The sequence below is a fragment of the Streptomyces sp. NBC_00016 genome (assembly GCF_045040885.1).
GTDB lineage: Bacteria > Actinomycetota > Actinomycetes > Streptomycetales > Streptomycetaceae > Streptomyces > Streptomyces coriariae.
Genome location: NZ_CP108304.1, coordinates 761,882 through 784,076, shown reverse-complemented (window position 1 = coordinate 784,076; position 22,195 = coordinate 761,882). Strand labels below are relative to the sequence as shown.

The following is a 22,195-nucleotide window of genomic DNA, read 5'->3' as shown; positions in this document are numbered from 1 at the left end:
GTGCTCCGTTCCTCGGGCTCTCGGTCGTTCGGCGGGAGCGGTGCCGGTCAGCCGGCAGCCGGCTTCTTCGCGCCGGTGCGGTCCCGGCGGGCGAGCGCCCGCTGTACGAACGTCCCGCCGGGCGGGCGGTGCCGGCGCAGGGCGGCGCGGGCGGCGTTGGCGCCCGGCGCGCCGTGGACCCCACCACCGGGATGGGCGCCGGCGGAGGCCAGGAACAGCCCGCGCACCGGCGTCTCCGGGCGCCCGCTGCCGGGCAGGGGCCGGAAGAGGAGCTGCTGGTGCAGCGCGGTCGTACCGCCGTTGATCGCGCCGCCGTGCAGATTGGCGTCGAGGGACTGGAGCGTGGGCGGGGCGAGGATGCGGCGGGCGCGGATCAGGGACCGGAAACCGGGAGCGAATCGCTCGACCTGTTGTTCGACCCGGTCGGCCATCAGTTCCTGCTCGCTCGCGTCCCAGATGCCGGTGAGCCCCTCGTCGCCGGCGTCGCCCTCGACCTGCTGGGGCACATGGGTGTAGGCCCAGGCCGACTCGGTCCCGGCGGGGGAGCGCCCCGGGTCCGAGGTCGTCATCTGGCCGAACAGCGCGAAGGGGCGGTCCGGAACCTGGTGCATGGCGATCTGGGCCGCGAACCGGGTGAGCTCGTGCAGGCCGTCGGCCAGGTGCACGGTACCGGCACGACGCGCCGCCTCCGCCTGCCACGGCACCGGCCCGTTCAGCGCCCAGTCGACCTTGAAGGTCGCGAAGTCCCACTGGAAACGCTCCAGGTCGGCCAGCAGCTGGGAGGGCAGGTGTTCCGGCTCCAACAGCACGCCGTACAGCGCGGGGACGGAGACGTCGGCCAGCACCGCGCGGTCCCCGGCGACCCGCTCCCCGTCGGTGGTACGCACCCCCACGGCCCGTCCGTCCCGGACCTCGATCCGGCCGACCCGCTGCCCGCAGCGCAGCACGCCGCCACGGGCGCGCAGCCGCCGGACCAGGGCCTCGGTGAGGGCGCCGGAGCCGCCGGCCGGCACGGGAAAGCCGTAGGACTGGCCGAGCATGGCCATCAGCCAGCCGAACCCGCCGCTGCCCGCCGCCTCCGGAGCCAGATCGGCGTGCAGGGCGTTGCCGGCCAGCAGCAGCCGGCCGCCCTCGCCCCCGAACTCCTCCTCGCCCAGCCGCCGCACCGGCAGGGCCAGCGTCCTGGCCATCCGCAGGCCGCCCGCGGCGCGCAGCCGGACCGCCAGCCGGGCCGTGGCCCGCACCGGCGGGAACGGGGTGAACAGCGCGTCGAGGATGTCCGGGCGGAGCTGTTCCCACACCTCGTGGAGGCGACGCCAGGCGGCTCCGTCCCCGGCGTGGAAGGCGTCGAGGGAACGGGCGGTCACATCGACCCTGCGGTCGAGGACCGCGCAGTCGCCGTCGATGAGGGGATGGGCCACGACACTGGGCGCATGCTTCCAGCGCAGACCGTGTTCGTGCAGGCGCAGCCCGGACAGGACCGGTGAGGCGACGGCCAGCGGGTAGAAGGAGCTGAACAGGTCGTTGACGAACTCGGGGTCCACGGACCGGTCGTGCCGTACCGCGCCGCCGGGCTCCGGCTGCTCCTCGAGGACCTCCACGCTCCAGCCCGCGTCCGCCAGCAGGTTCGCCGCCACCAGCCCGTTGGGTCCGGCCCCGATCACCACCGCGTCAGGCATCGGCGCCTCCATCGGCGTGCGATCGCGCCGCTGCGGGCCTCCACCGGGCGCCGTCGGAGGCTCCGCCGCGGGCGTCGGCCTCGCACACCTTCGCCAGCCGACGGAGCATGGCCCGGTGGCGGATCTGGGTCACCACCTCCACGCCGGCGTTGTGCAGCAGCCCGCCGACGCCCTGCAGCGGATGCTCGTCCAGGATCAGCAGACAGTGGCGGCCCCACGGCCGCAGCTCGAACGCGATCCGCGCGGTGCCCAGCGCGCCCGCCCGCGCCTCCAGCTCCAGCACGTCCGGCTCCCGGCAGCGCCGTACGATCGTCTCGTTGCTCAGGGTGACGGGCCCCACCCGGATCTCGTAGGCGATCTTCGCGTCCACGTGCGGCCATTCGCCCGTCATCTCGTGGGTCGACGACGTGCCCACCACCCACTCCGCGTAGCGGTCGCCGTCGGCGAGGATGTCCCACACCGTCTGCGGACTCGCCTTGACCAGCCGATGCCGTACCGCCACCGTGCACCTCCCGCAGTCGCTGACACGTGGCTCGCCGAGTGCCCGTATCGCCGAAGGTCAACCGCTGGAGGCCCTTGCCGCGGCGCCGATGAACCCGCCCGTTGTCAGTGCCGTCATGAAGGATGCCCCACATGAGATCAACTTCGGCTCAGCCGGGTAGTCGGTCTCATGTCCCCGCCGAGGAAAGGTCACCGATCATGCCGCCCACCGCCCTCCAGCCGCAGCTCCTCGACGTACGTTCCGACGCTCACCCCTGGCAGCGTCGGAGTGCGGAGGTGTCCGGCCCGGCGGGCTCGGTCGGCAGGGCGGTCGGCGTGCCGCGCCAGCGTGGCCCGCTTCCGATCGGCCGCGAGGAGAAGGCACGTCCGGCGACCCGTGCGGTACCGGCTCCGGCACCGCGACCGGCCCGCACGGACGACGGCGGTGCGGTCCGAAACGGGCGGCCGGCCCACCCGTCCCGCCCCGGCGTGTCGCCGGGCCGCGCCGGGGCCGACGTGCTGCGCATCGTCTCCGATCCCCGGACGCCCGTGTTCGTCACCGAGCACGCCAGCGGACGCCGGGTGTACGGCTACTGGCGGCCGCTGGACGCCGACAGCGGCCGGGGAGGCTGCTATGTCGCGCTGTCCGCCACCGAGTGCGACGAGCTGTACGCGGCCGGCCGGATCACGGTGGGCGAGCCCGTCACGGACCCGACGAAGACCACCTACCGGGTCCGTGCCGCCCGCACCCGGACCGCGGGCGCCCGCCCCGCGGCCGCGCCTGTGCGGACGACGGCGGCCAGGGGGCGCGCGGCGTGAGCGGACGGGCCGACGAGGGGGGAGCGGCGCGTCCGTCCGATCGATCCGAACGCCCCGTCCGAGGGGCCTGATCGGTGTGTTCGGGGGTAGCCGACGACCGGAAGAGGCGGCCCGCCGACAGGCAGGCCGACGCACAAGGGGAGGACAAGGATGAGCGTCATTCAGCGCATCAAGGAGTTCGCCAGGAGCCCGCAGGGGCGGCGCACGATGGAGCAGGCACGGCGTGCGGCGGCCGATCCGCGCCGTCGGGCCCAGGCGCGCGGCCTGCTGGCCCGCCTGCGGACGCGGCGCTGACGCCGACGGCGCCTCCAGGGGAGCATCAGCTTCGATCTCGCGTCAATACCTCGTCACCGTCGGTCTTTTGAAAGGGACTCAGGGCTCACAGGGGAGCTTCAGCTGATTCCTGCTTCTTTCATTGACAGCGGAAAATAAGGGCCCTAGGTTCCGGGCCATGCCCTCGTCCTTCGCCGCGCACCCCGCCGAGACGTTCCCCGCCGGAACGCCGGCCGCTTCGCAGGTCTTCACCACCGTCCTGTCCCAGGGGCCGCTCACCCGCCTGGAACTGGCCCGGCGGGCCGGTCTGTCGGCGGCGGCCGTCACGAAGGCGGTCCGGCCGCTGTTCGCGTCGGGATACCTGGTGGAGGACGCGGACACGGAGGTCCGCTCGGCGCTCGGCCGGCCCGCGAACCTGGTGCGGGTCGACGGGGGCCGCGCCCTGTTCCTCGGGCTCAAGCTCACGGGAGACGCGATCTTCGGGGTGCTCACTGACCTGCGCTGCCGGATCCTGCGCGCCCGCCGCGTGCCGCTGACCGACCGTGCCGCCAAGGCGGTCCTGGCGTCGACCGCCGAGGTGGTACGGGAGTTGCTGACCGAGGCGGACGGCTACGGCGTACGCGTCATGGGGCTGGGCATCGCCGTCTCCGGCGACGTGGACCGCGGGGAGGGCGTGGTGCGCTACTCGCCGTTCCTGGAGTGGCGCGACGTACCGCTCGCCGAACTGGCCTGCGCCGTCACCGGCCTGCCGGTCACCGTCGACAACGACGTACGGGCCCTCACCGTCGCCGAGCAGTGGTTCGGCGCCGGCGTGGGCCTGTCGAACTTCGCCGTGGTGACCGTCGGCGCGGGCGTCGGCTGCGGCCTGGTGGTACACGGCCGCGTGGTCGCCGGAGCGCACGGGGTGGCCGGCGAGATCGGTCATGTCACCGTCGACCCGAACGGGCCGCTCTGCCACTGCGGCAACCGCGGCTGCGTCGAGGCGATCGCCGCGGACCCGGCGATCCTCGCCCGGATCCGCGAACGGACCGGCGTCGAGGTCACCGACACCACCGAGGCCGTCGACCTCGCCCGCCGGGGCGACGACCACGCCCGCGAGGCGTACTCACGGGCGGGGGAGGCGATCGGCCGCGGCATCGCCACCGTGGCCAATCTGCTCGGCCCGGAGCGCGTGGTCATCTCCGGAGAGGGCCTGGCCGCCTACGACCTGTTCGCCGAGCAGATCCGCAGCGCCTTCGCGGCGGCCGCCTTCGGCTCGGCCGCGCGGTGCGACCTGCAGACCCGCCCGCTGCCCTTCGAGGAGTGGGCGCGCGGCGCCGCGGCGACCGCCATCCAGTCCTTCATCACCGAACCGAACTGACCGTACGAGCAGCGTCCCCGCACGCTCCGGCGCAGTTCGTCGGCGGCCCGCCATCGGCGCGGGTCACCACCGGGCCGCCCCGGAGCCGTTCCGCCGAACCCCACCCCAGGAGGTCAGACCCATGCGGTCACCCTCGCACTTCGTCCTGCCCGCACGCGCCCTGAGAGCCGCCGTCGTCCTCGCCCTCGCCGTGGGCACCGCCACCGTCGCCCCCGCCGCCCACGCCGAGAGCACCGCACCCGCGCCGGGGCCGGCCGCCAAGCCGTACATGGGCTGGTCGAGTTGGAGCATGCAGTCCTCCAAGTACCCCGGACTCAACCCCGACGGCGACTACAGCTACCTCACCGAGACCAACGTCCTCAAGCAGACCGACGCCCTGGCCGCGAAACTCAAGAAGTACGGCTACGAGTACGTCAACATCGACGCCGGCTGGTGGCGCGACAAGGCCTGGAAGCCACAGTTCGACCGGTACGCCCGCCAGAAGGCCGACCCGCAGCGCTTCCCCCGGGGCATGAAGGCCGTCGCCGACCACGTGCACGCCAAGGGCCTCAAGGCGGGGATCTACCTCCCCGTCGGCCTGGAGAAGGAGGCGTACGCCGACGGCAAGGCCCCGATCTGGAACGCCGAAGGCTGCACCACGGCCGACATCGTTCACGACGACCTGCGCACCACCAACGGCTGGGACAGCGCCTACAAGATCGACTTCTCCGACCCCTGCGCGCAGAAGTACATCGACTCCCAGGCGTGGATGTTCGCCGACTGGGGCTACGACTTCCTCAAGCTGGACGGCGTGGGCCCCGGCTCCTTCAAGAGCGGCGAGAACTACGACAACGTTGCCGACGTGGCCGCCTGGCAGAAGGCGATCGCGGCCACCGGACGCCCGATCCACCTCGAGGTGTCCTGGTCCCTCGACATCGGACACGCCGCCGACTGGAAGAAGTACTCCGACGGCTGGCGCATCGACACCGACGTCGAGTGCTACTGCAACACCCTGGTCTCCTGGGAGAACTCCGTCGACGACCGTTTCGACGACCTCCCGGCCTGGACCCGCCACGCCGGCCCCGGAGGCTGGAACGACCTCGACTCGCTCGACGTCGGCAACGGCGCGATGGACGGCCTGACCAAGGCCGAACGGCAGACGTACGCCACCTTGTGGGCCATCGCCAAGTCGCCGCTCTACACCGGCGACGACCTCACGCGTCTGGACTCCTACGGCCTGTCCCTGCTGACCAACCGCGAGGTCATCGCCGTCAACCAGGGCGCCGCGCCGCCCGCGCACCCGGTCACCGCGTCCGACCCCCAACGGGTGTGGGCGGCCGAGAACCCCGACGGCTCCTACACCGTCGCCCTGTTCAACCTGGCCGACGCGCCGGCCTCGGTCAGCGCCGACTGGACGACGCTCGGCTTCACCGGCAAGGCGACCGTGCGTGACCTGTGGAACCACGAGAACCTCGGCACCTACAAGAACCGGATCACCCAGGCACTGCCCGCCCACGGCTCCCGCCTGTTCACCGTCACCCCGCGCGGCAGCGCACTCGAACGCACCGGCTACGAGGCCGAGGCCCCGGCCAACACCCTCGGCGGCAACGCCTCCGTCGCCGACTGCTCCGCCTGCTCCGGCGACCGCAAGGTCGGCAACCTCTACCTCGGCGGCAGACTGACCTTCGCCGACGTCGTCGTCGACAGGCCCGGCACCTATCAGATCGAGGTCGCCTACCTCAGCGGCGACGCACGGACCGCCGCGGTCTCCGCCAACGGCGGCGGCGCCACCCGCCACACGTTCCCCGCCACCGGCGACTGGGGGACCGTCGCCCGCGTCCATGTGCCGGTGACGCTGAAGGCGGGCGCCAACACGATCACCTTCGACAGCGGTTCGGGCTACGCGCCGGACATCGACCGGATCGACGTACCGAAGACCTCCTGACGACACCCGGGGGCCCGGTACCGCAGCCGGGCCCCCTCCGACCTCCGGAGCCGCCATGAACCCCCGTCCGACGGACCCCGACAGACGCACCCTCATCGCCGCCGGTCTCACCGCCGCGGCCCTGGCCGGCCTGCCCGCCTTCACCGCCTCCGCCGCGCCCCGGCGCCCCCTCGACGCGCCGCAGCCCACCGAGGACTCCCGGCACCTGCTCTGGTGGCAGGCCCCTGCCGACGACCACTCCATGATCGAACAGGGCCTGCCGGTCGGTAACGGCCGCCTCGGCGCCCTCGCGGGCAACGACCCCGGCCGGGAACTCCTGCTGATCACCGACGCCACCCTGTGGACCGGCGGCCTCAACGACGAACTGGACGACGACGGCCAATTCCCCTACGGACGCGCCGACTTCGGCTCCTTCACCCTGCTCGCCCGGCTCACCGTGGACCTCCCCGACCACGACCTGTCCGCCGTCAACGGCTACCGCCGCACCCTCGACCTCTCCCAGGCCCTGCTCACGACGACCTACGTCCGCGCCGGGGTGACGTACCGGCGGCAGATCTTCGCCAGCCGCCCGGACGACGTGATCGTCCTGCACTTCACCCAGAGCGGCGGCGGCCGGTACACCGGGTCCGTGACCCTGGACGGCACACACGGCGAGACGGGCGGCGGAGCGGAGTCCTTCGGGGCGTCCTTCCCCGGCGGTCTGCGCTACGGCGCGGCCGTCACGGCGCACGGCACCGGCGGCCGGGTCCGGGTGAACGGAGCCCGGATCGACTTCTCCGGCTGCAGCGATCTCACGGTGGTCGTCAGCGGCGGCACCAACTACGCCCCCGACGCCCGCGCCAAGTACCGCGACCCGTCCCTCGACCCCGAGAAGCTGGCCCGTACGAAGGTCCGCGCGGCCGCCGCCCACCCGGCCGGCACACTGCTGCGCACCCATGTCGCCGACTACCGTGCCCTCTACGGCCGACTCGACCTCTCGCTCGGCACGTCGACCCCCGGACAGCGCGCCCTCGACACCTGGGAACGCCTCACCGCACGCGCCCGCGACAGGACCCCGGATCCCGAACTCGAAGCCGCGTACCTCCAGTTCGGCCGCTACCTGATGATCTCCGGATCCCGAGGCAGCCTTCCCCTCAACCTCCAAGGGCTGTGGCTCGACGGCAACGACCCGGACTGGATGGGCGACTACCACACCGACATCAACCTCCAGATGAACTACTGGATGGCCGACCGCACGGGCCTGTCCCCGTGCTTCGACGCCCTCACCGACTACTGCCTCGCCCAGCTGCCCTCCTGGACCGCCCTCACCCGGTCCCTGTTCAACGACCCGCGCAACCGCTACCGCAACTCCACCGGAAAGAACGCCGGCTGGACCGTCGCGATCTCCACCAACCCGCACGGCGGGATGGGCTGGTGGTGGCATCCCGCGGGCAACGCCTGGCTCGCGGGCACCCTGTGGGAGCACTACGAGTTCACCGGCTCCCGCACCCACCTGGAGAAGATCTACCCGCTGCTGAAGGGCGCCTGCGAGTTCTGGGAGGCGCGGCTGCTGCCCATGACCCTGCCCGGCAGCGCGCGGAAGGTCCTCGTCGCCGACAGCGACTGGTCCCCCGAACACGGCCCGCTCGACGCCCGGGGCATCACCTACGCCCAGGAACTGGTGTGGGAGCTGTTCGGCCACTACCGGACGGCGGCCGGGGAACTGGGCAGGGACGCCGCCTACGCGGACACCGTCGCCGGCCTGCGCGAACGGCTGTACCTGCCGCAGGTGAGCCCGAAGACCGGGTGGCTCGAGGAGTGGATGTCACCCGACAACCTCGGCGAGACCACCCACCGGCACCTCTCGCCGCTCGTCGGCCTGTTCCCCGGCGACCGCATCCGCCCCGACGGCTCCACCCCGCGGGAGACCGTCGACGGAGCCACCGCCCTCCTCACCGCGCGCGGCATGGACAGCTTCGGCTGGGCGAACGCCTGGCGCGCCCTGTGCTGGGCCCGTCTGAAGCACGCGGAGAAGGCGTACGAGCTGGTCACGACCAACCTGCGCCCGTCGACCGGCGGCGGCAACGGCACCGCCTTCAACCTGTTCGACATCTACGAGGTCGAACAGGGCCGGGGCATCTTCCAGATCGACGCCAACTTCGGCACCCCGGCGGCGATGACGGAGATGCTCCTGTACTCCCGCCCCGGGCACCTCGAACTCCTGCCGGCCCTCCCCGCCGCCTGGGCCGCCTCCGGGCATGTCACCGGCCTGCCCGCGCGCGGCGGATTCGTCGTCGACCTGCGGTGGCGCGAGGGCACGCCCACCTCGGTGCGGGTGCGCAGCGTCGGCGGCCGGACCACGACGGTGACGTACGGGAGGACGTCCCGGACGGTGGACCTGCGGCCGGGGAAGTCCGTCACGCTGAAGGGCTTCACCCGATGACGGCCCGCCGCACGCCGGTCCGCGTGCTCCTTGCCGTCCTCACCGCCCTGCTCGCCGCCGTCGCCGCCGCCCTGCCGCAGGCCTTTCCGGCGGTCGCCCGCGCGGCGGAGACCGGCCACGACGTCGTCACCTGGGCGGCGTCCGCGGACCGGCTGGGGGAGGGTGTCGCCGACCGTGGCTACCGGCTCGTCGTCCGCACCAGCGTCGGCGGCGCCGACCTGCGGATCCGGCTCACGAATGCCTTCGGCGACCGACCGGTGACCTTCGACAGCGTCTACGCGGGTGTCCAGCAGGAGGGCGCGACCCTGGTCCGGGGCAGCAACCGGCGGCTGGGCTTCGGCGGCGCGCACTCCGTCACGATCCCCGCCGGCGGCACCGCGCTGAGCGACGCGCTGCCCGGCCGGCTGCCGGCCGCCACCGACCTGGTGGTCAGCCTGCACTCGCCGGACGCGGCGGGCCCGGCGAGCGGTCACGGGATGGCCCTGCAGACCTCGTACGTCACCCAGGGCGACCACACCGCGCAGGAGAGCGGCGACCGCTGGAGCGGGACGACCGGCTCCTGGTTCTACCTCGACTCCGTCTCCGTCCGCGCGAACGCGTCGACGGGTGCGGTGGTCGCGCTCGGCGACTCCATCACGGACGGCTGGCAGTCCACCGTCGACCTCGACCGCCGCTGGCCCGACTACCTCGCCCGCCGACTCCAGCGGGCGGACGCCCAGGTCAAGGGCGTGGCCAACGAGGGGATCTCCGGCAACAAGGTCCTCGCGGACGGAGCCGGCCAGAGCGCGCTGAACCGGCTCCAGCGGGACGTGCTGTCGCAGCCGGGAGTGCGCACCGTGTTCCTCTTCGAGGGCGTCAACGACATCAAGGCGCACACCGGGGTGACCGCCCAGGACATGATCGCCGGCTACCGGGAGATCGTCCGCCGTGCGCACGCGGCCGGGAAGTGCGTCGTCGGCGCCACCGTGGCCCCCTTCGAAGGCTGGTCGGAGTGGGACCCGGCCGCCGAGTCCGTACGTCAGGAGGTCAACGCGTTCCTCCGGAGCAGCGGGGAGTTCGACGCCGTCACCGATTTCGACCGCATCCTGCGCAGCCCCTACGACCCCGAGCGGATCCTGCCCTTCTTCGACGGCGGCGACCATCTGCACCCCAACGACAAGGGGATGCAGGCGATGGCCGACGCGGTGGACCTCACGGCGCTCGACTGCACCTGACGACGGGCCGTGGCGAGGGGGTCACCCGTCGCGGGGCGCGGTCCGGTCGGACGCCGGCCAGACGTACGGAAGGTCGTCGGGCACGCCGGGGAACAGCGCCGCGTAGAACTCGGGATCCTTGCGCACGAGCGCCGACCGGTGACTGCGGTGGAACGCGGGATCGCCGAGCCACGGCGGCAGTTCCCCCGCCTCGGCGAGCCGCTCCTGGGTGCGGATGCCGGCCGGCTGTCTCCCGAAGCCGGTCACCAGCGAGGCGGCGCAGGTGTCCGCACGTCCGGTCGCCGTCCACCGACCGCAGACCTCGAGGCCGTAACGCACCAGCGCCTCCTCGTACCCGGTCCACATGCGCACCGCCGGATGGTGGCGCCATCCGTAGCCGGGGACCGTCAGGCCCCGCAGCACCTGGAGCGCCTCGACCCGCTGCTTGCCCAGCCGGCGAGGGTCCAGGGCGGCGGCCGACGCGGTGAAGTCCCGGTACGGCAGAAAGGTCTGCACGGTCCAACCCTCGTATGCGGGAAGCGTTTCCACCATGCGGCCGGGGCGGTGCGCAGGCCGACGGCTGCTGCCCGGGCCGGACTGCCCGGGCCGGACTGCTCAGGCCGCGGTGAACCTGTCCCACGCGCGGTGCCCCGCCGGCGCCTCGGAGGCTGTCGGTGATCTTCTGGGCCGCCCGCTGGAGGGGGTCGGTCTCACTCATGGGATGACAGTCCGCTGATATGTCCCTGAAAATGTATAAAAAGTGCATTTGGCGTGTCACCCTCTCATGGCCCGGAGGGCCGCGCATCCGGCGCGCACCGATGGGGTGAACCCCGAGTCGTCGGGTCCGGTCGAACCGTCGGGGTTTCCGCGCCGGGCCGGACCGAACGGCTTTCCGGCAGGTCAACGCGTTTGGGGTGGTCGTCGGTAAGGAACCCAGCGGCAGACGTGAGCGACGCATTGCGAGGAGGCGCGGAACCGATGGATCGTGAAGAGGTGGAGGCCCGGTTGCTCGACGGGCTGACGGTGGACGACCGCAGACCGGAACAGCCGGTGCTGCTCGACGGCGCGCGTCAGCCGATCACGACGTGGCGGGAGAACTACCCCTACGACCACAAGGTGAGCCGCAGGGAGTACGAGCGCACCAAGCGCGTCCTCCAGATCGAGATGCTCAAACTCCAGCGCTGGGTCAATGACACCGGCGCCCGTCTGGTCGTGATCTGCGAGGGGCGGGACGCGGCGGGCAAGGGCGGCACCATCCAGCGATTCACCGAACGCCTCAATCCCCGCGGCGCGAAGATCGTGGCGCTGGGCAAGCCCACGGAACAGGAGAAGGGCCAGTGGTACTTCCAGCGGTACGTCGACCATCTGCCAGGGCCGGGTGAGATCGTCTTCTTCGACCGCTCCTGGTACAACCGGGCGGGCGTCGAACGGGTCATGGGCTTCTGTACGCAGCAGGCGTACGAACTGTTCCTCAAGCAGTGCCCGCTCTTCGAGGAGATGCTCGTCGAGGACGGCGTCATCCTGGTGAAGTTCTGGTTCTCCGTCTCCCGGACCGAGCAGCGGACGCGGTTCGCGATCCGCCAGGTCGACCCGGTACGCCAGTGGAAGCTCTCGCCCACCGACCTCGCCTCCCTCGACCGCTGGGACGAGTACACCACCGCCAAGGTCGAGATGTTCCGCGTCACCGACACCGCGCACGCCCCCTGGACGGTCGTCAAGAGCAACGACAAACGTCGGGGCCGCCTCGAAGCGATGCGCAGTCTGCTGCACCGCGTCGACTACGCGGCCAAGGACGCCGAGACGGTCGGCAGTCCGGATCCCCTGGTCGTCGGCGCCGCGGCCACCCTCCTGGAGCCGGGCGAAGAGGACACCGTCCTGTCGCCGACTCCGCTGACCAGCTCGACCGAGGGCCCCGGACGGCATCCCGGCGACACGCCTTCCTGAAGCGCGGTGCGGGTCCGTCCGCACGGGCTGCCCGCACGGCGCTACCGGCGAGGCCCTGGCCGGGGCCGGTCAGACGCGGTGTCGGCGCCGCCTCACGCAAGCGGTGCCGGCCAGCAGGCCGGCCGCCGTCAGGCCGGCGCCGATGCCGATGTCCGGGCCGGACGGTCCCGTGGTCACGGCGCCGCCGACGCCGCCGCGCACACCGAGGCTGGGCAGTGCCGCGGGGCTGATCGTCACCGGCGCGGGGCCGGTCGGGACCGGCGCGGGAATGCTCGTGGCGGGTACGAGGGTGGGCAGCGGCCGGCGAGGGAGGACCTCGCAGGCGATGCCGTCGTTCGTTCCCTGGTCCTCGTCGAGGCGGTTGGGGTCGCTGGTGTCCCGGTCGAACTCCGCCTGGGCGTCCTCCTGGAAGGTGAAGTCGCGGCAGTCGAGGTCCTGGGCGTGGGCGACTCCGGACAGCGGAGCGAAAGTCATGATCGTCGCGGCTATGCCCGCGACGACGGTGCGATGGGGCATGGGTGTCTCCTCCCGGCCGGGGGCCGTCGCTTCGACGCTAGGCAACGACCGACGCCGTCGCGCGAGGCGGGCGGCCATCCGGGTGGAGCCGCCCCGAACCGCGGGCCGCCGGGCGGTGGTGTGACCGGCGCCGACGCGGCAAGACGCACTCCGACCGCCGCGAACCCCGCGGCCGGACGAAGCGGCGACCGGCCGGGCGAGGCCGAGAGGAATCGGAGGGGACCGTGAGGGATCTGCTGGGAGGGTTCCGCAGTTTCATACTGCGCGGGAACGTGGTCGACCTGGCCGTGGGCATCGTGATCGGCGCGGCCTTCACCGCACTCGTCAACGGCTTCGTGAAAGCGTTCCTGACCCCGATCGTGGGCTTCGCGACCGGCGCGACGGGCGACTACAGCCGCAGGACCTTCACCCTCGGCGGGACGGTCTTCCCGTACGGAAGTTTCGTGAACGCCGGCATCGGTTTTCTGCTGATCGCCTGCGTCCTGTACTTCCTCGTCGTGCTGCCGATCAACAAGCTGCACGAACGTTTCGCCCCTCACCAGGACATCCAGGCGGACAAGCGGGACTGCCCCGAGTGCCTCAACCCCGTGCCCGCCCAGGCGCGCCGCTGCGGGTTCTGCACCAGCGACCTGGTACCCCTTCCCGACACGGCCGGCGCGGGGGAGACACGGGCGTGACTCGTCCCGTTCCGCGGCAGGGATGTCTTCTCCGCCGGTCACCGGGTACCCGGTGCGGCACCGAGAGGAAGGGGTGAAGGCGATGGCTGAAGCGGGACGGTACGGCACGGACGGTGAACGCGGCGCGCGGACCGCCGACGGCGGTGAGTCGGTCGGCGACCTGGTGCAACGCGCCTCGCAGCAGCTGACCGAACTGGTGCGCGGCGAAATGCAGCTCGCACGGGCGGAGATGGTCGAGAAGGGCAAACGCTACGGCAAGGGCGGTGGGCTGTTCGGCGGGGCCGGACTCTTCGGCTTCCTCACCCTTCAGGCACTGGTCGCCACCGCGATCGCCGCGATCGCGGTGCCGCTCCCGGTGTGGGCCGCGGCCCTGATCGTCACGGCCGTACTGGCGGTGGTCACCGCCGTGCTGGCGCTGACCGGCAAGAAGCAGGTCGGCGCGGCCGCCCCACCGATGCCCGAGCGGACCGTCGACAGCGTCAAAGCCGATGTGTCGGAGATCAAGGAGAGTGCACGACGATGACCCAGCCACCCCACGACGAGCCCACCGCCGACAGCCCCGAGGAACTGCGCCGACAGGTCGAACAGACCCGCCACGAACTCGGCGAGACCGTCGAGGCGCTGGCCGCGAAGACCGACGTCAAGGCCCGCGCCCAGGAGAAGGCGACCGCGTTGAAGGAACAGGCCGGCACCACGGCGGCGCAGCTGTCCGAACAGGCCAGGACGAAGGCGGCCGGGGCGGCCCACCTCCTGGAGGAGAAGGTCCCGGCGCCGGTCAAGGACACGGCCGCCGCGGCCGCCGTCCAGGTCAGGGCCAAGGCCGGGCAGGCCGAGCAGCTGTGGCAGGACAAGGCGCCCCGACAGGTGCGCGACCACCGCGGCGCCCTCCTCGGCGCCGCCGCGGCGCTGACCCTCGCCTACCTGCTGCTGCGCCGCGGCAGGAAGTAGCCGACGGCGGGACGGGCGCCGCCGGCCCCACCGGCGGGCGGCGCCCTTCGCCGAACTGCGGATCATGCTCCCGGATGTGAGACTGCGGCCAAAGCGACCGGTCCCTTCCGGTTCGTCCGGTCCGGCCGGTGCATCCGGTGCGACGGGTGCATCCGGCGGCGAGCAGCCCACCAGGTGGTGACGACGTGACGGCCGAGGTCAACGACGAGCGGCTCGCGGGCTGCCTCACCGACACCACCCTGCACGCCACCGTTCTCCACGCCATGGGTCACGACCTGGCGTCCGGACTGACCAGCGCGGTCTCGCCGGCCGCGTGCCGCAACGCCCGCCGCACCGGCGAGGACCTCCCCGAACTGGTCGACAGCGTGGACCAGGCACTCGCCGCGTGGCTCCCGGAGCAGTTCTGCACGGCCGTACCGACCCAACTGGACCTCGCCACCGGCATGCTGCGCTGGAGCAACTGCGGTCACCCCGCCCCCCTGCTCATCCGCGACCAGCAGCCGGTCGGCGACACGCTGGAAGGCGAGCCGGACCCGCCGATGGGGCTGCCGTTCCTGTTGGCCGGGCGATCACGCCAGATCCACGAGTACGCCCTTCAGCCGGGCGACCGGGTCCTGCTGTACACCGACGGCGTCACCGAGGCCCGGACCCGGGACGGCCGCCTGTTCGGCCTCGAACGCTTCGCCGACCACGTCACCCGCGCCACGGCCGCGGGAGAACTCGCACCCGAGAGCCTCCGGCGTCTCATCCACGCCGTCCTCGACACCAAGACCAGCCGGCTCCAGGACGATGCGACGATCCTGCTGCTCGAGTGGAATCCGCCCGCACCGGAGTCATGATGGTGCTCGCCGTCGTCTTCGCCGTCCTCGGCGCCGTCAGCAACGCGGTGGGCACGGCGTTCCAGCGCAAGGCCGCCTCCACGGTGGACCGGGGCGGCGGAGTACGGCTGCTGCTCGCCCTCGCGCGGCGGCCCGCCTGGTCGATCGGCATCGCGGGCGTCGTGGGGGCTGCCGTGTTCCAGGCGCTGGCCCTCATCAACGGCCCCATGGCGCTGGTCCAGCCCCTGTTCATCCTCGAACTCCCCTTCGCACTGCTGTTGGCGGTGCCGCTCATGCACCGCCGGCTGTCGGCCGAGGGCTGGTGGGCGGTCGGGGCAGTGGTGGCCGGACTCGCCGTGCTCCTGGCGTCGGCAGCCCCTTCCGGCAGCCGGGAGCAGGCCTCCATGGCGCGCTGGATCCCGGCCCTGGCACTCACTCTGGGCGCGATGGCCGCGGCGGTCCTCCTCGCGCGCTCCGCCTCCTCGCCGTTGTTGCGCGCCGCGGCGCTGGCCTCGGCCGCGGCGGTCGGCAACGCCCTGACCGCCGCCCTGCTGAAGTCGGCCACGGGACGCCTCGCCGACGCGGGACTGCCGGCGTTCCTCACCGCCTGGCAGACCTACGGATTCGCGCTCACCGGGGTCCTGGCCCTGCTGCTGCTGGAGAACGCCCTGCAAGCCGGCCCCCTGGCCGCTTCACAGCCCGCGCTGACCATCGGTGACGCGGCGGTCAGCCTCCTGCTGGGCGTGGCGCTGTTCGACGAGAGCATCCGTACCGGCTGGTGGCTGCTGCCCGAGGCGATCGGCGCACTGCTCATCCTCTGGGCCGTGGTACGGCTCACCCGGGTGGTGCCCCACCTCGTCGACATCGTGCGCTGAGACCGGCCCGATCGGGTTCGTCGACGGCGCATCCGGACGGCACGGACGGTGCCGTCGCCCGTGCCGTGCTGTGCTGGTCCGGACAGGTCGGGAGTCCCTGGCGAAGGAAGTGGCGAAGATGGCTGACCTCCACGGTCCGGACCACCGGCACCGGCGCCCCCCGGGCGTCGGCGACGACACGGTGGAAGCGCTCGGCTCCCTGTCCAAGGCGCTGGAGACGGTCGAACGGGCCCGTGGGCACCTCTACTCGTTCCACCAGCTCACCGGCACCGCGGACCTGGAACTGGACCGCACGGTCGAACTGCTGCGCAGGGCGGGCCACGAGACCTGGGCCGAACGCGTGGAGACGGAGATCCTGGGGCGCAACGTCATCCCCGGACACTGGACGTTCCAGATCGTCGAGGCCTACGACGGGACGTACTACCGAGTGTTCAGGGACCTGGAGCACGAGGCGGTGCACCAGCTCGCCGAAGGACGCGACCACCTCTACGAGGCGGAGCTGAAGGAAGCCCGCCGCACCCGCGGCCACCCCGACCACACCGCCCGGCCCGACATCCCCGAGACCCACGGCACCCCCGACCCGACCGGTCCCGCCGACTGAGGGCAGGGAACGAGGCCGTGGGCGCCGCCGGTCCCGGGCGGGTCACAGACGCAGGACGATCAGGGCGGCGTCGTCGCTGGTGCCGGTGGTGGGGAGGAGGTCGGCGAGGAGGGCGTCGGCCAGGGGTTCGGGGGCCGAGTGTCTGTGGTGGGTGAGGGAGGCGGCGAGCCGGGCCAGGCCCGTGTAGATGTCCTCGTCGCGGCGCTCGATCAGGCCGTCGGTGTACAGGACGAGGGTGGCGCCCTCGGTGAAGCCGGTGTGGGTCTGGGGGCGGGGGAGGTGTTCCGGGCGGGCGGCGAGCGGGGGATCGGTGGCCTGGTCGAGGAAGGTGACGGTCCCGTCCTCGTGCACGAGGACGGGCGGCGGGTGGCCGGCACAGCTGTAGGTGATGGTGTGGCTGTCCCAGTCGATGAAGGTCGTCACGACGGTGGTCGCCTCGGCACCCTCGACGAAGCGGGCGTACAGGCCGAGGGCCTCCAGGGCCTGGGCGGGGCCGTCGGCCACCCGGCAGGCGGCGCTCAGGGCGCTGCGCAGCTGCCCCATGGTGCACGCCGCCGCGAGGCCGTGCCCGACGACGTCGCCGACGGCGACCGCGAGATTGTCGCCGGGCAGGTCGACCAGGTCGTACCAGTCGCCGCACACGTTCAGTGCGCCGACCGCGGGCCGGTAGCGCACGGCAGCGGCGTGCGGCCCGGTCGGGCCGGGCGCGGGCAGCATCGCCGCCTGGAGGGCCAGAGCGACCTCCCGCTCATGGGCGTGCGCCTGGCGGAGCCGTTCGTTGACCTCCTGCAGCTCGCGGGCCCGGGTGTACAGCTCGGCCTCCAGCACACGGGCTCGGGCCCCGCCGTTCGTGCCGCCGCGCGCGTGGATGAGCTCGGTGACCTCCTCCACCCGGTGCACGACGAGTGCCACCTGCCCGTCGGGGCCGTGGACGGGCGCGTTCACCGGGCTCCAGTAGTGCTCGCGCCACACACCGGGCCGACGGGGGTCCTCGATGTCGTAGCGCAGCAGTGCCATGGTGTCGCGCTCGCCGGTGGCGACCACCCGCAGCATCGACTCCCGGGTCTCCCGCATGCCGGCCGCCGCCGGGTCGTTCGGGTTCTCCGGGAAGACGTCGAAGATGTAGCGGCCGAGCAGCTGCTCGCGGGTGCGTCCGGCCAGCCGCAGGAAGTCGTCGTTGGCGTCGGCGTAGATCAGGTCCGGGGTGAGGAGGGCCACCATGCCGGGCAGGGCTCGGAAGACCGCCACATAGTCGATCAGTGGTTTCCGCATGTCCTGCCGCCTGTCTCGGTGCCGAGCGTCACTGTGCCGTTCCACGATAGAAGGGAGATCGCGACGGGGCCTGGAAACCGCGTCTCCCGGACCCGACGCGTTCCCCGATCGTGGACGGCGCAATCAGCCGTGGCGGAGGGCTGCAAGCGTGACCGGAGAGGCGGTCTCACCTCCCTCCGCGGGGCTCCCCGCCGTGCCGGTGGGCCCGGCGGCCGCGCAGGTGACGTGACGGTGACCAGGCGGGAACCGGGCCACGCGCGGTGCGTCACGGTGTCACCGGCACAGGTCCTACGGGGGTCGTCGGTGGAGTTGACGAGCAGCGCGGGGGGAGGCCGTCGCGGACGGTGGTGGGGCGCTCCCGGGGCCGGTCCCGGAAGGCGCGGGGGGTGATGTCGTGGGTGAAGGGGCCCATCAGCGGATGGCGCGCAGCCGGGGGCCGTAGCGGTGCGGGTCGATCACGCCGTCGAGGACCACGCGGTACCACGCGCGTCCGTGCGCAGCCGTGTCAGTCCGATGCGGGCGGCGGCTGTTCGCCCGCGCCGACGCCGGCGTTGCGAACGGCCAGGAGTGCGGCACCGATGTCGGCCACCGCGCGCGGATCGGAAAGGGAACGGCCCGTCAACTCCTCGATACGGCGCAGTCGGTAACGGACGGTGTTGGGGTGGACGAAGAGGTTCCGGGCCGCGTCGGTGGCCGAGCCGGCGGCGGCGAACCAGTGTTCCAGGGTCTCCAACAGGCGAGCGCGTTCCGCGACCGGCAGGTCGACCAGGGGCTGGAGGACCACTCCCACGAGATGCGCCGCCTCCGCCGGAGCGGCGGCCACCACCATGGCGAGCGGGTTGTCGTCGAACCGCGCGACACCGGGACCGGTGCCCCGCAGCCCGGCCAGGGCCAGGCGAGCGAAGCGCAGCGCCTGTGGAGTGTCCCGCAGGGAGGGGAAGCACGGGCTGACGCCCACGCGGGCCCGGGCACGACGCAGGACGCGCAGACAGGCGCTCTCCGCCGCCGGCGTGGGCAGGGCGATCACCCCGATCTGATGGTCGGGCAACAGCCGCCAGGCCGAAGCGAGTCGGTCCTGACGCAGCACGGCCTCGATGCCCGCCAGCGGCTCCTGGCCCGGAGCGCCGGCCGCCGCCGCGACCACCGCGTAGGGGCCGTGCTCGGGCAGGCCCAGCTCACGGGCGGCCTCCCACAGCGTGGTCCGGTCGGCGATGACACCGGTGAACAGCGCCTCCACCAGTGCCGAGCGCCGGGCGTGCCGCTGCGAGGTCAACTCCGCGGAGGTCTCCCGGTAGGCCGCCGCCACCGCCTCCGCGTACAGCCCGAACAACGCCCAGATCTCCGCGGACTGGGACACCAACTGGTCGTCGGAGACCTCGGGATGTGTCCGTGACTCCAGGAGGATCTCCGTCCACAGCAGTTCGAAGCCGACCCGGTACGCGTGCAGGGTGTCCGCCAGCGGCACGCCCTGCTCGGCGCGCACCCGGCCGGTCTCGCGGGCCGGGCTCGGGTCCGGGGCATCCGCGTGACCGAGGTGGCTCAGGACCAGGTCCGCGTTGGCGGTGCACGAGCGGCGCAGCGAGTCGAAGGGGATCAGCGACTCCTCGTCGTAGGCGTCGACGTCCGAGCGGATACGCTGCGCGATCCGCTCACCCAGTTCCGGAAGTCTGGAATGAAGCGCCGCAGCCACGCCCGAGATATCCATTACCGCAGCTTAACGCCATCGTTTTGTTCCCCGAACCAATCTGGAAGGGGAGGCGCTGTCCTGCCGCCCATAGTCCGCCGCCGTGCGTGGCAGCACGATGTCGCGCAGGTGAACAGCGGATTTCAACGGTGACGTTCGTGGAGGCGGGTCATGGCCAATCTGGCGCAGTTCCTGGTGGAGACGGCACAGCGGCAGCCGGGACGCCCCGCGCTGCGCCTGGGCGAGCAGGTCACCAGCTACGCGGAGCTGGACGAGCGCAGCGCCCGCGCCGCCGCGCTGCTCCGGGCCGAGGGCGTGCGCCCGGGGGACCGGGTCGCCCTGATGCTGCCCAACGTTCCCGAGTTCGTCGTCCTGTACTACGGGGTGCTCCGCGCCGGGGGGATCGTCGTACCGATGAACCCGCTGCTGAAGACGCGGGAGACCGAGTACCACCTCGACGACTCCGGGGCGGTGCTGCTGTTCGAATGGCACCAGGCCCCGGGGGAGGGCGCGCAGGGCGCGGCCGCCGCCGGTGTGCGGCACCTGGCCGTCGAACCAGCGGCCTTCGGCGCGCTGCTGGCCGGGCACGAGCCGCTGTCCGAGGTGGCCGAGACCGGCGTCGACGACGTGGCCGTACTCCTGTACACCTCCGGCACCACCGGTCGCCCCAAGGGCGCCACGCTCACGCACGGCGGGCTGCGGCACAACACCGAGGTCAACACGGTCCACGTCCAGCGCATGACACCTCAGGACGTGGTGGTGGGCTGTCTGCCGCTGTTCCACATCTTCGGCCAGATCTGCACGATGAGCGTGGCCGTCCGCGCCGGCGCCTCCCTGACGCTGATCCCCCGCTTCGAACCGCAGACGGTGCTGGACGCCATCGCCCGCGACCGGGCCACGGTCTTCGAGGGCGTTCCCACGATGTACGCGGCGCTGCTCCAGCACCCGTCCGAGGTGGACGTGTCGACGCTGCGGATGTGCATATCCGGCGGGGCCTCGCTGCCGGTGGAGGTCCTGCACGGCTTCGAGCGGCGCTTCGGCTGTGCGGTGCTGGAGGGCTTCGGCATGTCCGAGACCAGCCCGGTGGTCACCTTCAACCACCCCGACCGGCCGCGCAAGGCCGGCTCCATCGGCACGCCGATCCGTGATGTGCAGGTGCGGCTGCTCGACGACAAGGGCCAGGACGTGGCTCCGGGCGAGGTGGGCGAACTGGCCGTGCGCGGCCCGAACGTGATGAAGGGTTACTGGAACCGCCCCGAGGAGACCGCGACCGCCATGCCGGACGGCTGGCTGCGCTCCGGCGACCTCGCGCGGCAGGACGAGGACGGCTACCTGTACATCGTGGACCGCAAGAAGGACATGATCATCCGTGGCGGTTACAACGTCTATCCGCGGGAGATGGAGGAGGTCCTGCACGAGCACCCGGCCGTCGCCCTGGCCGCCGTGGTGGGCGTGCCGCACACCCACCTGGGCGAGGAGATCGCAGCCGCGGTCGTCCTGCGCCCGGGCGCCCATGCCACCCCCGACGAGCTGAGGGAGTTCGTCAAGAGCCGGGTGGCGGCATACAAGTACCCGCGTGAGGTGTGGCTCGTGGACACCCTGCCGACCGGCCCCAGCGGCAAGATCCTCAAGCGGGAGATCACCGCGCCCGTCGGACCGGGCCGGGGCTGAGACCGGGGCGGAGACCGAGTCCGAGGTCGAGGCCGGTGAGGAGCCGGCGGGGAGATTGACTACGCTGCCCCCATGGCTGATGGGGAGGCTGCCGCCACGGGCTGTGAGCGACTGGTCCGGCTCGTGGCACCACCGGCCGAACCGGTGGACGCTTCCGGGGACTGGGCCGCCGTGCAGGACAGGATCGGCAGTCGGCTGCCCGCCGACTACCGACGGCTCGTGGAGGCCTACGGCTGGGGGGAGTTCTGTGACTTCCTCTACCTCCGCACGCCGTTCGGCACGAGCAGGCACAACGGCATCGAACGGCAGGCGGCCGACCTCAATTCTCCCGTTCCTCCCGCACCTCCCGTTCCTCCCGCACCTTCCGTGCGGGAGCGTGAGCGCCACCCGCATCCCTCGCACCGGGCCTCGGACGCCGGTCCGGCGGAGCTGTTGATCTGGGGCACGACGATGGACGCCGACCGGTTGTGCTGGCTCACCGGTGGGGCTCCCGACGAGTGGCCGGTCGTGGTGTGGAGCAGCGAGGGCCGGCACGAGACGCATCACATGGGCGCGGCCGAGTTCCTCGCCGGATGGGTCGGCGGCCACGTCGGCTCCCACCTGCTCGCGGACATGGAGCCGGACCTGGCACCGTGGTTCAACACCTTCCGCGCCCGGACGCACCGCTGCCTGCGACTGTCCGAAGGCCCTCGCGTTGCCGCCGAGTGCCTGCGGATCCTGCGCGACGCACTGGCTCCCACCGTCGACCGGGGGTCGTGGTACTCCGAGGACGGCGAGTTGGGACAGGACCACTTCGCGACCGTCGACACCGACTGGCATCTCACCTACGACGCGGACCGCCCCCACCGGATCCGGATCGCCTTTCCGCCCGAAGACGGCGAACGGGTTCGGCAGCGTCTCTTCGCCGCCGTTGCGCTCATGGGGTGCGAGGTGCTTCAGGTGACGACCGCGGTCGGAACGCCCCTGGCGGCCTGGAACGCACCCACAGACGACGACCGGTCCGCCTGACCTGTCCCGGCACATCCGCCCCACGACTAAG

At 72.4% G+C, this 22,195-nt stretch carries 21 protein-coding genes; 15 read left to right on the top strand and 6 right to left on the bottom strand.

The genetic code is table 11. The features are described from left to right. Window positions 1-47: 47 nt before the first annotated feature. Together OG933_RS03620 and OG933_RS03615 are read right to left on the bottom strand one after the other, a co-directional pair. The gene (locus tag OG933_RS03620; RefSeq protein ID WP_405625305.1) at window positions 48-1,679 is read right to left on the bottom strand and encodes a phytoene desaturase family protein; all 1,632 of its coding nucleotides are present in this window, start codon (window positions 1,677-1,679) and stop codon (window positions 48-50) included. Further along, complete coding sequence (locus tag OG933_RS03615) at window positions 1,672-2,181, bottom strand: SRPBCC family protein (protein WP_362521767.1); 510 nt, start codon at window positions 2,179-2,181, stop codon at window positions 1,672-1,674. The genes OG933_RS03620 and OG933_RS03615 overlap by 8 nt, the downstream gene beginning before the upstream one ends. Before the next feature lie 197 nt (window positions 2,182-2,378). Between OG933_RS03615 and OG933_RS03610 the strand changes: the two genes are divergently transcribed. From OG933_RS03610 to OG933_RS03585, 6 genes are all read left to right on the top strand, one after another. After that, window positions 2,379-2,978 carry a hypothetical protein gene (locus tag OG933_RS03610; RefSeq protein ID WP_405625304.1) on the top strand — a complete coding sequence of 200 codons (600 nt, stop codon included), beginning with the start codon at window positions 2,379-2,381 and terminating at the stop codon, window positions 2,976-2,978. A gap of 150 nt (window positions 2,979-3,128) precedes the next feature. Beyond that, complete coding sequence (locus OG933_RS03605) at window positions 3,129-3,272, top strand: hypothetical protein (protein WP_171401420.1); 144 nt, start codon at window positions 3,129-3,131, stop codon at window positions 3,270-3,272. Window positions 3,273-3,429: 157 nt separating this feature from the next. Then, a complete protein-coding gene (locus tag OG933_RS03600) occupies window positions 3,430-4,611 on the top strand; it encodes an ROK family protein (RefSeq protein WP_405625303.1) in 1,182 nt (393 codons plus the stop codon). Window positions 4,612-4,732: 121 nt separating this feature from the next. After that, entirely contained in the window at window positions 4,733-6,535 is a 1,803-nt protein-coding gene (locus OG933_RS03595; protein WP_405625301.1) for an alpha-galactosidase D, read from the top strand. Window positions 6,536-6,590: 55 nt separating this feature from the next. Beyond that, window positions 6,591-8,957 carry a glycosyl hydrolase family 95 catalytic domain-containing protein gene (locus tag OG933_RS03590; protein WP_405625298.1) on the top strand — a complete coding sequence of 789 codons (2,367 nt, stop codon included), beginning with the start codon at window positions 6,591-6,593 and terminating at the stop codon, window positions 8,955-8,957. Next, the gene (locus OG933_RS03585; RefSeq protein ID WP_405625296.1) at window positions 8,954-10,171 is read left to right on the top strand and encodes an SGNH/GDSL hydrolase family protein; all 1,218 of its coding nucleotides are present in this window, start codon (window positions 8,954-8,956) and stop codon (window positions 10,169-10,171) included. Before OG933_RS03590 ends, OG933_RS03585 begins: the two co-directional genes overlap by 4 nt. Before the next feature lie 21 nt (window positions 10,172-10,192). Here the strand turns inward: OG933_RS03585 and OG933_RS03580 are convergent, their stop codons facing one another. Beyond that, the gene (locus OG933_RS03580; RefSeq protein ID WP_362521756.1) at window positions 10,193-10,666 is read right to left on the bottom strand and encodes an MSMEG_6728 family protein; all 474 of its coding nucleotides are present in this window, start codon (window positions 10,664-10,666) and stop codon (window positions 10,193-10,195) included. Between the two features lie 462 nt (window positions 10,667-11,128). Here OG933_RS03580 and ppk2 point away from each other — a divergent pair, with 462 nt between their 5' ends. Continuing rightward, window positions 11,129-12,094, top strand: coding sequence for a polyphosphate kinase 2 (ppk2, locus tag OG933_RS03575; RefSeq protein WP_405625295.1), 966 nt, complete (start codon window positions 11,129-11,131; stop codon window positions 12,092-12,094). Between the two features lie 69 nt (window positions 12,095-12,163). Here the strand turns inward: ppk2 and OG933_RS03570 are convergent, their stop codons facing one another. After that, window positions 12,164-12,610, bottom strand: coding sequence for an excalibur calcium-binding protein (locus tag OG933_RS03570; protein WP_405625293.1), 447 nt, complete (start codon window positions 12,608-12,610; stop codon window positions 12,164-12,166). 233 nt (window positions 12,611-12,843) lie between these two features. Between OG933_RS03570 and mscL the strand changes: the two genes are divergently transcribed. The 6 genes from mscL to OG933_RS03540 all read left to right on the top strand — a co-directional run bounded on the left by mscL (window position 12,844) and on the right by OG933_RS03540 (window position 16,529). After that, window positions 12,844-13,287, top strand: coding sequence for a large conductance mechanosensitive channel protein MscL (gene mscL / locus OG933_RS03565; protein WP_054237835.1), 444 nt, complete (start codon window positions 12,844-12,846; stop codon window positions 13,285-13,287). 82 nt (window positions 13,288-13,369) lie between these two features. Further along, window positions 13,370-13,810, top strand: a complete 441-nt coding sequence (locus tag OG933_RS03560; RefSeq protein ID WP_362521751.1) for a phage holin family protein — start codon at window positions 13,370-13,372, stop codon at window positions 13,808-13,810. Beyond that, window positions 13,807-14,235, top strand: a complete 429-nt coding sequence (locus OG933_RS03555) for a DUF3618 domain-containing protein (RefSeq protein WP_362521749.1) — start codon at window positions 13,807-13,809, stop codon at window positions 14,233-14,235. The genes OG933_RS03560 and OG933_RS03555 overlap by 4 nt, the downstream gene beginning before the upstream one ends. 185 nt (window positions 14,236-14,420) lie before the next feature. Continuing rightward, window positions 14,421-15,074 carry a PP2C family protein-serine/threonine phosphatase gene (locus OG933_RS03550; RefSeq protein ID WP_405625290.1) on the top strand — a complete coding sequence of 218 codons (654 nt, stop codon included), beginning with the start codon at window positions 14,421-14,423 and terminating at the stop codon, window positions 15,072-15,074. Beyond that, a complete protein-coding gene (locus tag OG933_RS03545; RefSeq protein ID WP_362522181.1) occupies window positions 15,071-15,928 on the top strand; it encodes a DMT family transporter in 858 nt (285 codons plus the stop codon). The genes OG933_RS03550 and OG933_RS03545 overlap by 4 nt, the downstream gene beginning before the upstream one ends. Window positions 15,929-16,046: 118 nt before the next feature. Then, a complete protein-coding gene (locus tag OG933_RS03540) occupies window positions 16,047-16,529 on the top strand; it encodes a hypothetical protein (RefSeq protein ID WP_405625288.1) in 483 nt (160 codons plus the stop codon). A gap of 42 nt (window positions 16,530-16,571) precedes the next feature. Here OG933_RS03540 and OG933_RS03535 read toward each other — a convergent pair whose 3' ends face one another. Then, window positions 16,572-17,801 (bottom strand): PP2C family protein-serine/threonine phosphatase, encoded by a 1,230-nt coding sequence (locus OG933_RS03535; RefSeq protein ID WP_405625287.1) that lies wholly within the window; start codon window positions 17,799-17,801, stop codon window positions 16,572-16,574. Window positions 17,802-18,306: 505 nt separating this feature from the next. Beyond that, complete coding sequence (locus OG933_RS03530) at window positions 18,307-19,506, bottom strand: PucR family transcriptional regulator (RefSeq protein ID WP_405625285.1); 1,200 nt, start codon at window positions 19,504-19,506, stop codon at window positions 18,307-18,309. A 150-nt stretch (window positions 19,507-19,656) separates the two neighbouring features. Here OG933_RS03530 and OG933_RS03525 point away from each other — a divergent pair, with 150 nt between their 5' ends. Both OG933_RS03525 and OG933_RS03520 read left to right on the top strand, forming a co-directional pair. Beyond that, complete coding sequence (locus tag OG933_RS03525) at window positions 19,657-21,156, top strand: long-chain fatty acid--CoA ligase (RefSeq protein ID WP_362521743.1); 1,500 nt, start codon at window positions 19,657-19,659, stop codon at window positions 21,154-21,156. Window positions 21,157-21,228: 72 nt separating this feature from the next. Then, the gene (locus OG933_RS03520) at window positions 21,229-22,164 is read left to right on the top strand and encodes an SMI1/KNR4 family protein (protein ID WP_405625283.1); all 936 of its coding nucleotides are present in this window, start codon (window positions 21,229-21,231) and stop codon (window positions 22,162-22,164) included. Window positions 22,165-22,195 lie beyond the last annotated feature (31 nt).

Excerpts from the sequence above, each read along its gene's own strand:
- OG933_RS03560 (WP_362521751.1), top strand. The coding sequence starts at position 13,370 with ATGGCTGAAGCGGGACGGTACGGCACGGACGGTGAACGCGGCGCGCGG.
- OG933_RS03620 (WP_405625305.1), bottom strand. The coding sequence starts at position 1,679 with ATGCCTGACGCGGTGGTGATCGGGGCCGGACCCAACGGGCTGGTGGCG.
- OG933_RS03595 (WP_405625301.1), top strand. The coding sequence starts at position 4,733 with ATGCGGTCACCCTCGCACTTCGTCCTGCCCGCACGCGCCCTGAGAGCC.
- OG933_RS03605 (WP_171401420.1), top strand. The coding sequence starts at position 3,129 with ATGAGCGTCATTCAGCGCATCAAGGAGTTCGCCAGGAGCCCGCAGGGG.
- OG933_RS03585 (WP_405625296.1), top strand. The coding sequence starts at position 8,954 with ATGACGGCCCGCCGCACGCCGGTCCGCGTGCTCCTTGCCGTCCTCACC.
- OG933_RS03520 (WP_405625283.1), top strand. The coding sequence starts at position 21,229 with ATGGCTGATGGGGAGGCTGCCGCCACGGGCTGTGAGCGACTGGTCCGG.
- OG933_RS03545 (WP_362522181.1), top strand. The coding sequence starts at position 15,071 with ATGATGGTGCTCGCCGTCGTCTTCGCCGTCCTCGGCGCCGTCAGCAAC.
- OG933_RS03570 (WP_405625293.1), bottom strand. The coding sequence starts at position 12,610 with ATGCCCCATCGCACCGTCGTCGCGGGCATAGCCGCGACGATCATGACT.
- OG933_RS03540 (WP_405625288.1), top strand. The coding sequence starts at position 16,047 with ATGGCTGACCTCCACGGTCCGGACCACCGGCACCGGCGCCCCCCGGGC.
- OG933_RS03535 (WP_405625287.1), bottom strand. The coding sequence starts at position 17,801 with ATGCGGAAACCACTGATCGACTATGTGGCGGTCTTCCGAGCCCTGCCC.
- OG933_RS03555 (WP_362521749.1), top strand. The coding sequence starts at position 13,807 with ATGACCCAGCCACCCCACGACGAGCCCACCGCCGACAGCCCCGAGGAA.
- OG933_RS03600 (WP_405625303.1), top strand. The coding sequence starts at position 3,430 with ATGCCCTCGTCCTTCGCCGCGCACCCCGCCGAGACGTTCCCCGCCGGA.
- OG933_RS03610 (WP_405625304.1), top strand. The coding sequence starts at position 2,379 with ATGCCGCCCACCGCCCTCCAGCCGCAGCTCCTCGACGTACGTTCCGAC.
- OG933_RS03530 (WP_405625285.1), bottom strand. The coding sequence starts at position 19,506 with ATGGATATCTCGGGCGTGGCTGCGGCGCTTCATTCCAGACTTCCGGAA.
- OG933_RS03525 (WP_362521743.1), top strand. The coding sequence starts at position 19,657 with ATGGCCAATCTGGCGCAGTTCCTGGTGGAGACGGCACAGCGGCAGCCG.
- OG933_RS03590 (WP_405625298.1), top strand. The coding sequence starts at position 6,591 with ATGAACCCCCGTCCGACGGACCCCGACAGACGCACCCTCATCGCCGCC.
- ppk2 (WP_405625295.1), top strand. The coding sequence starts at position 11,129 with ATGGATCGTGAAGAGGTGGAGGCCCGGTTGCTCGACGGGCTGACGGTG.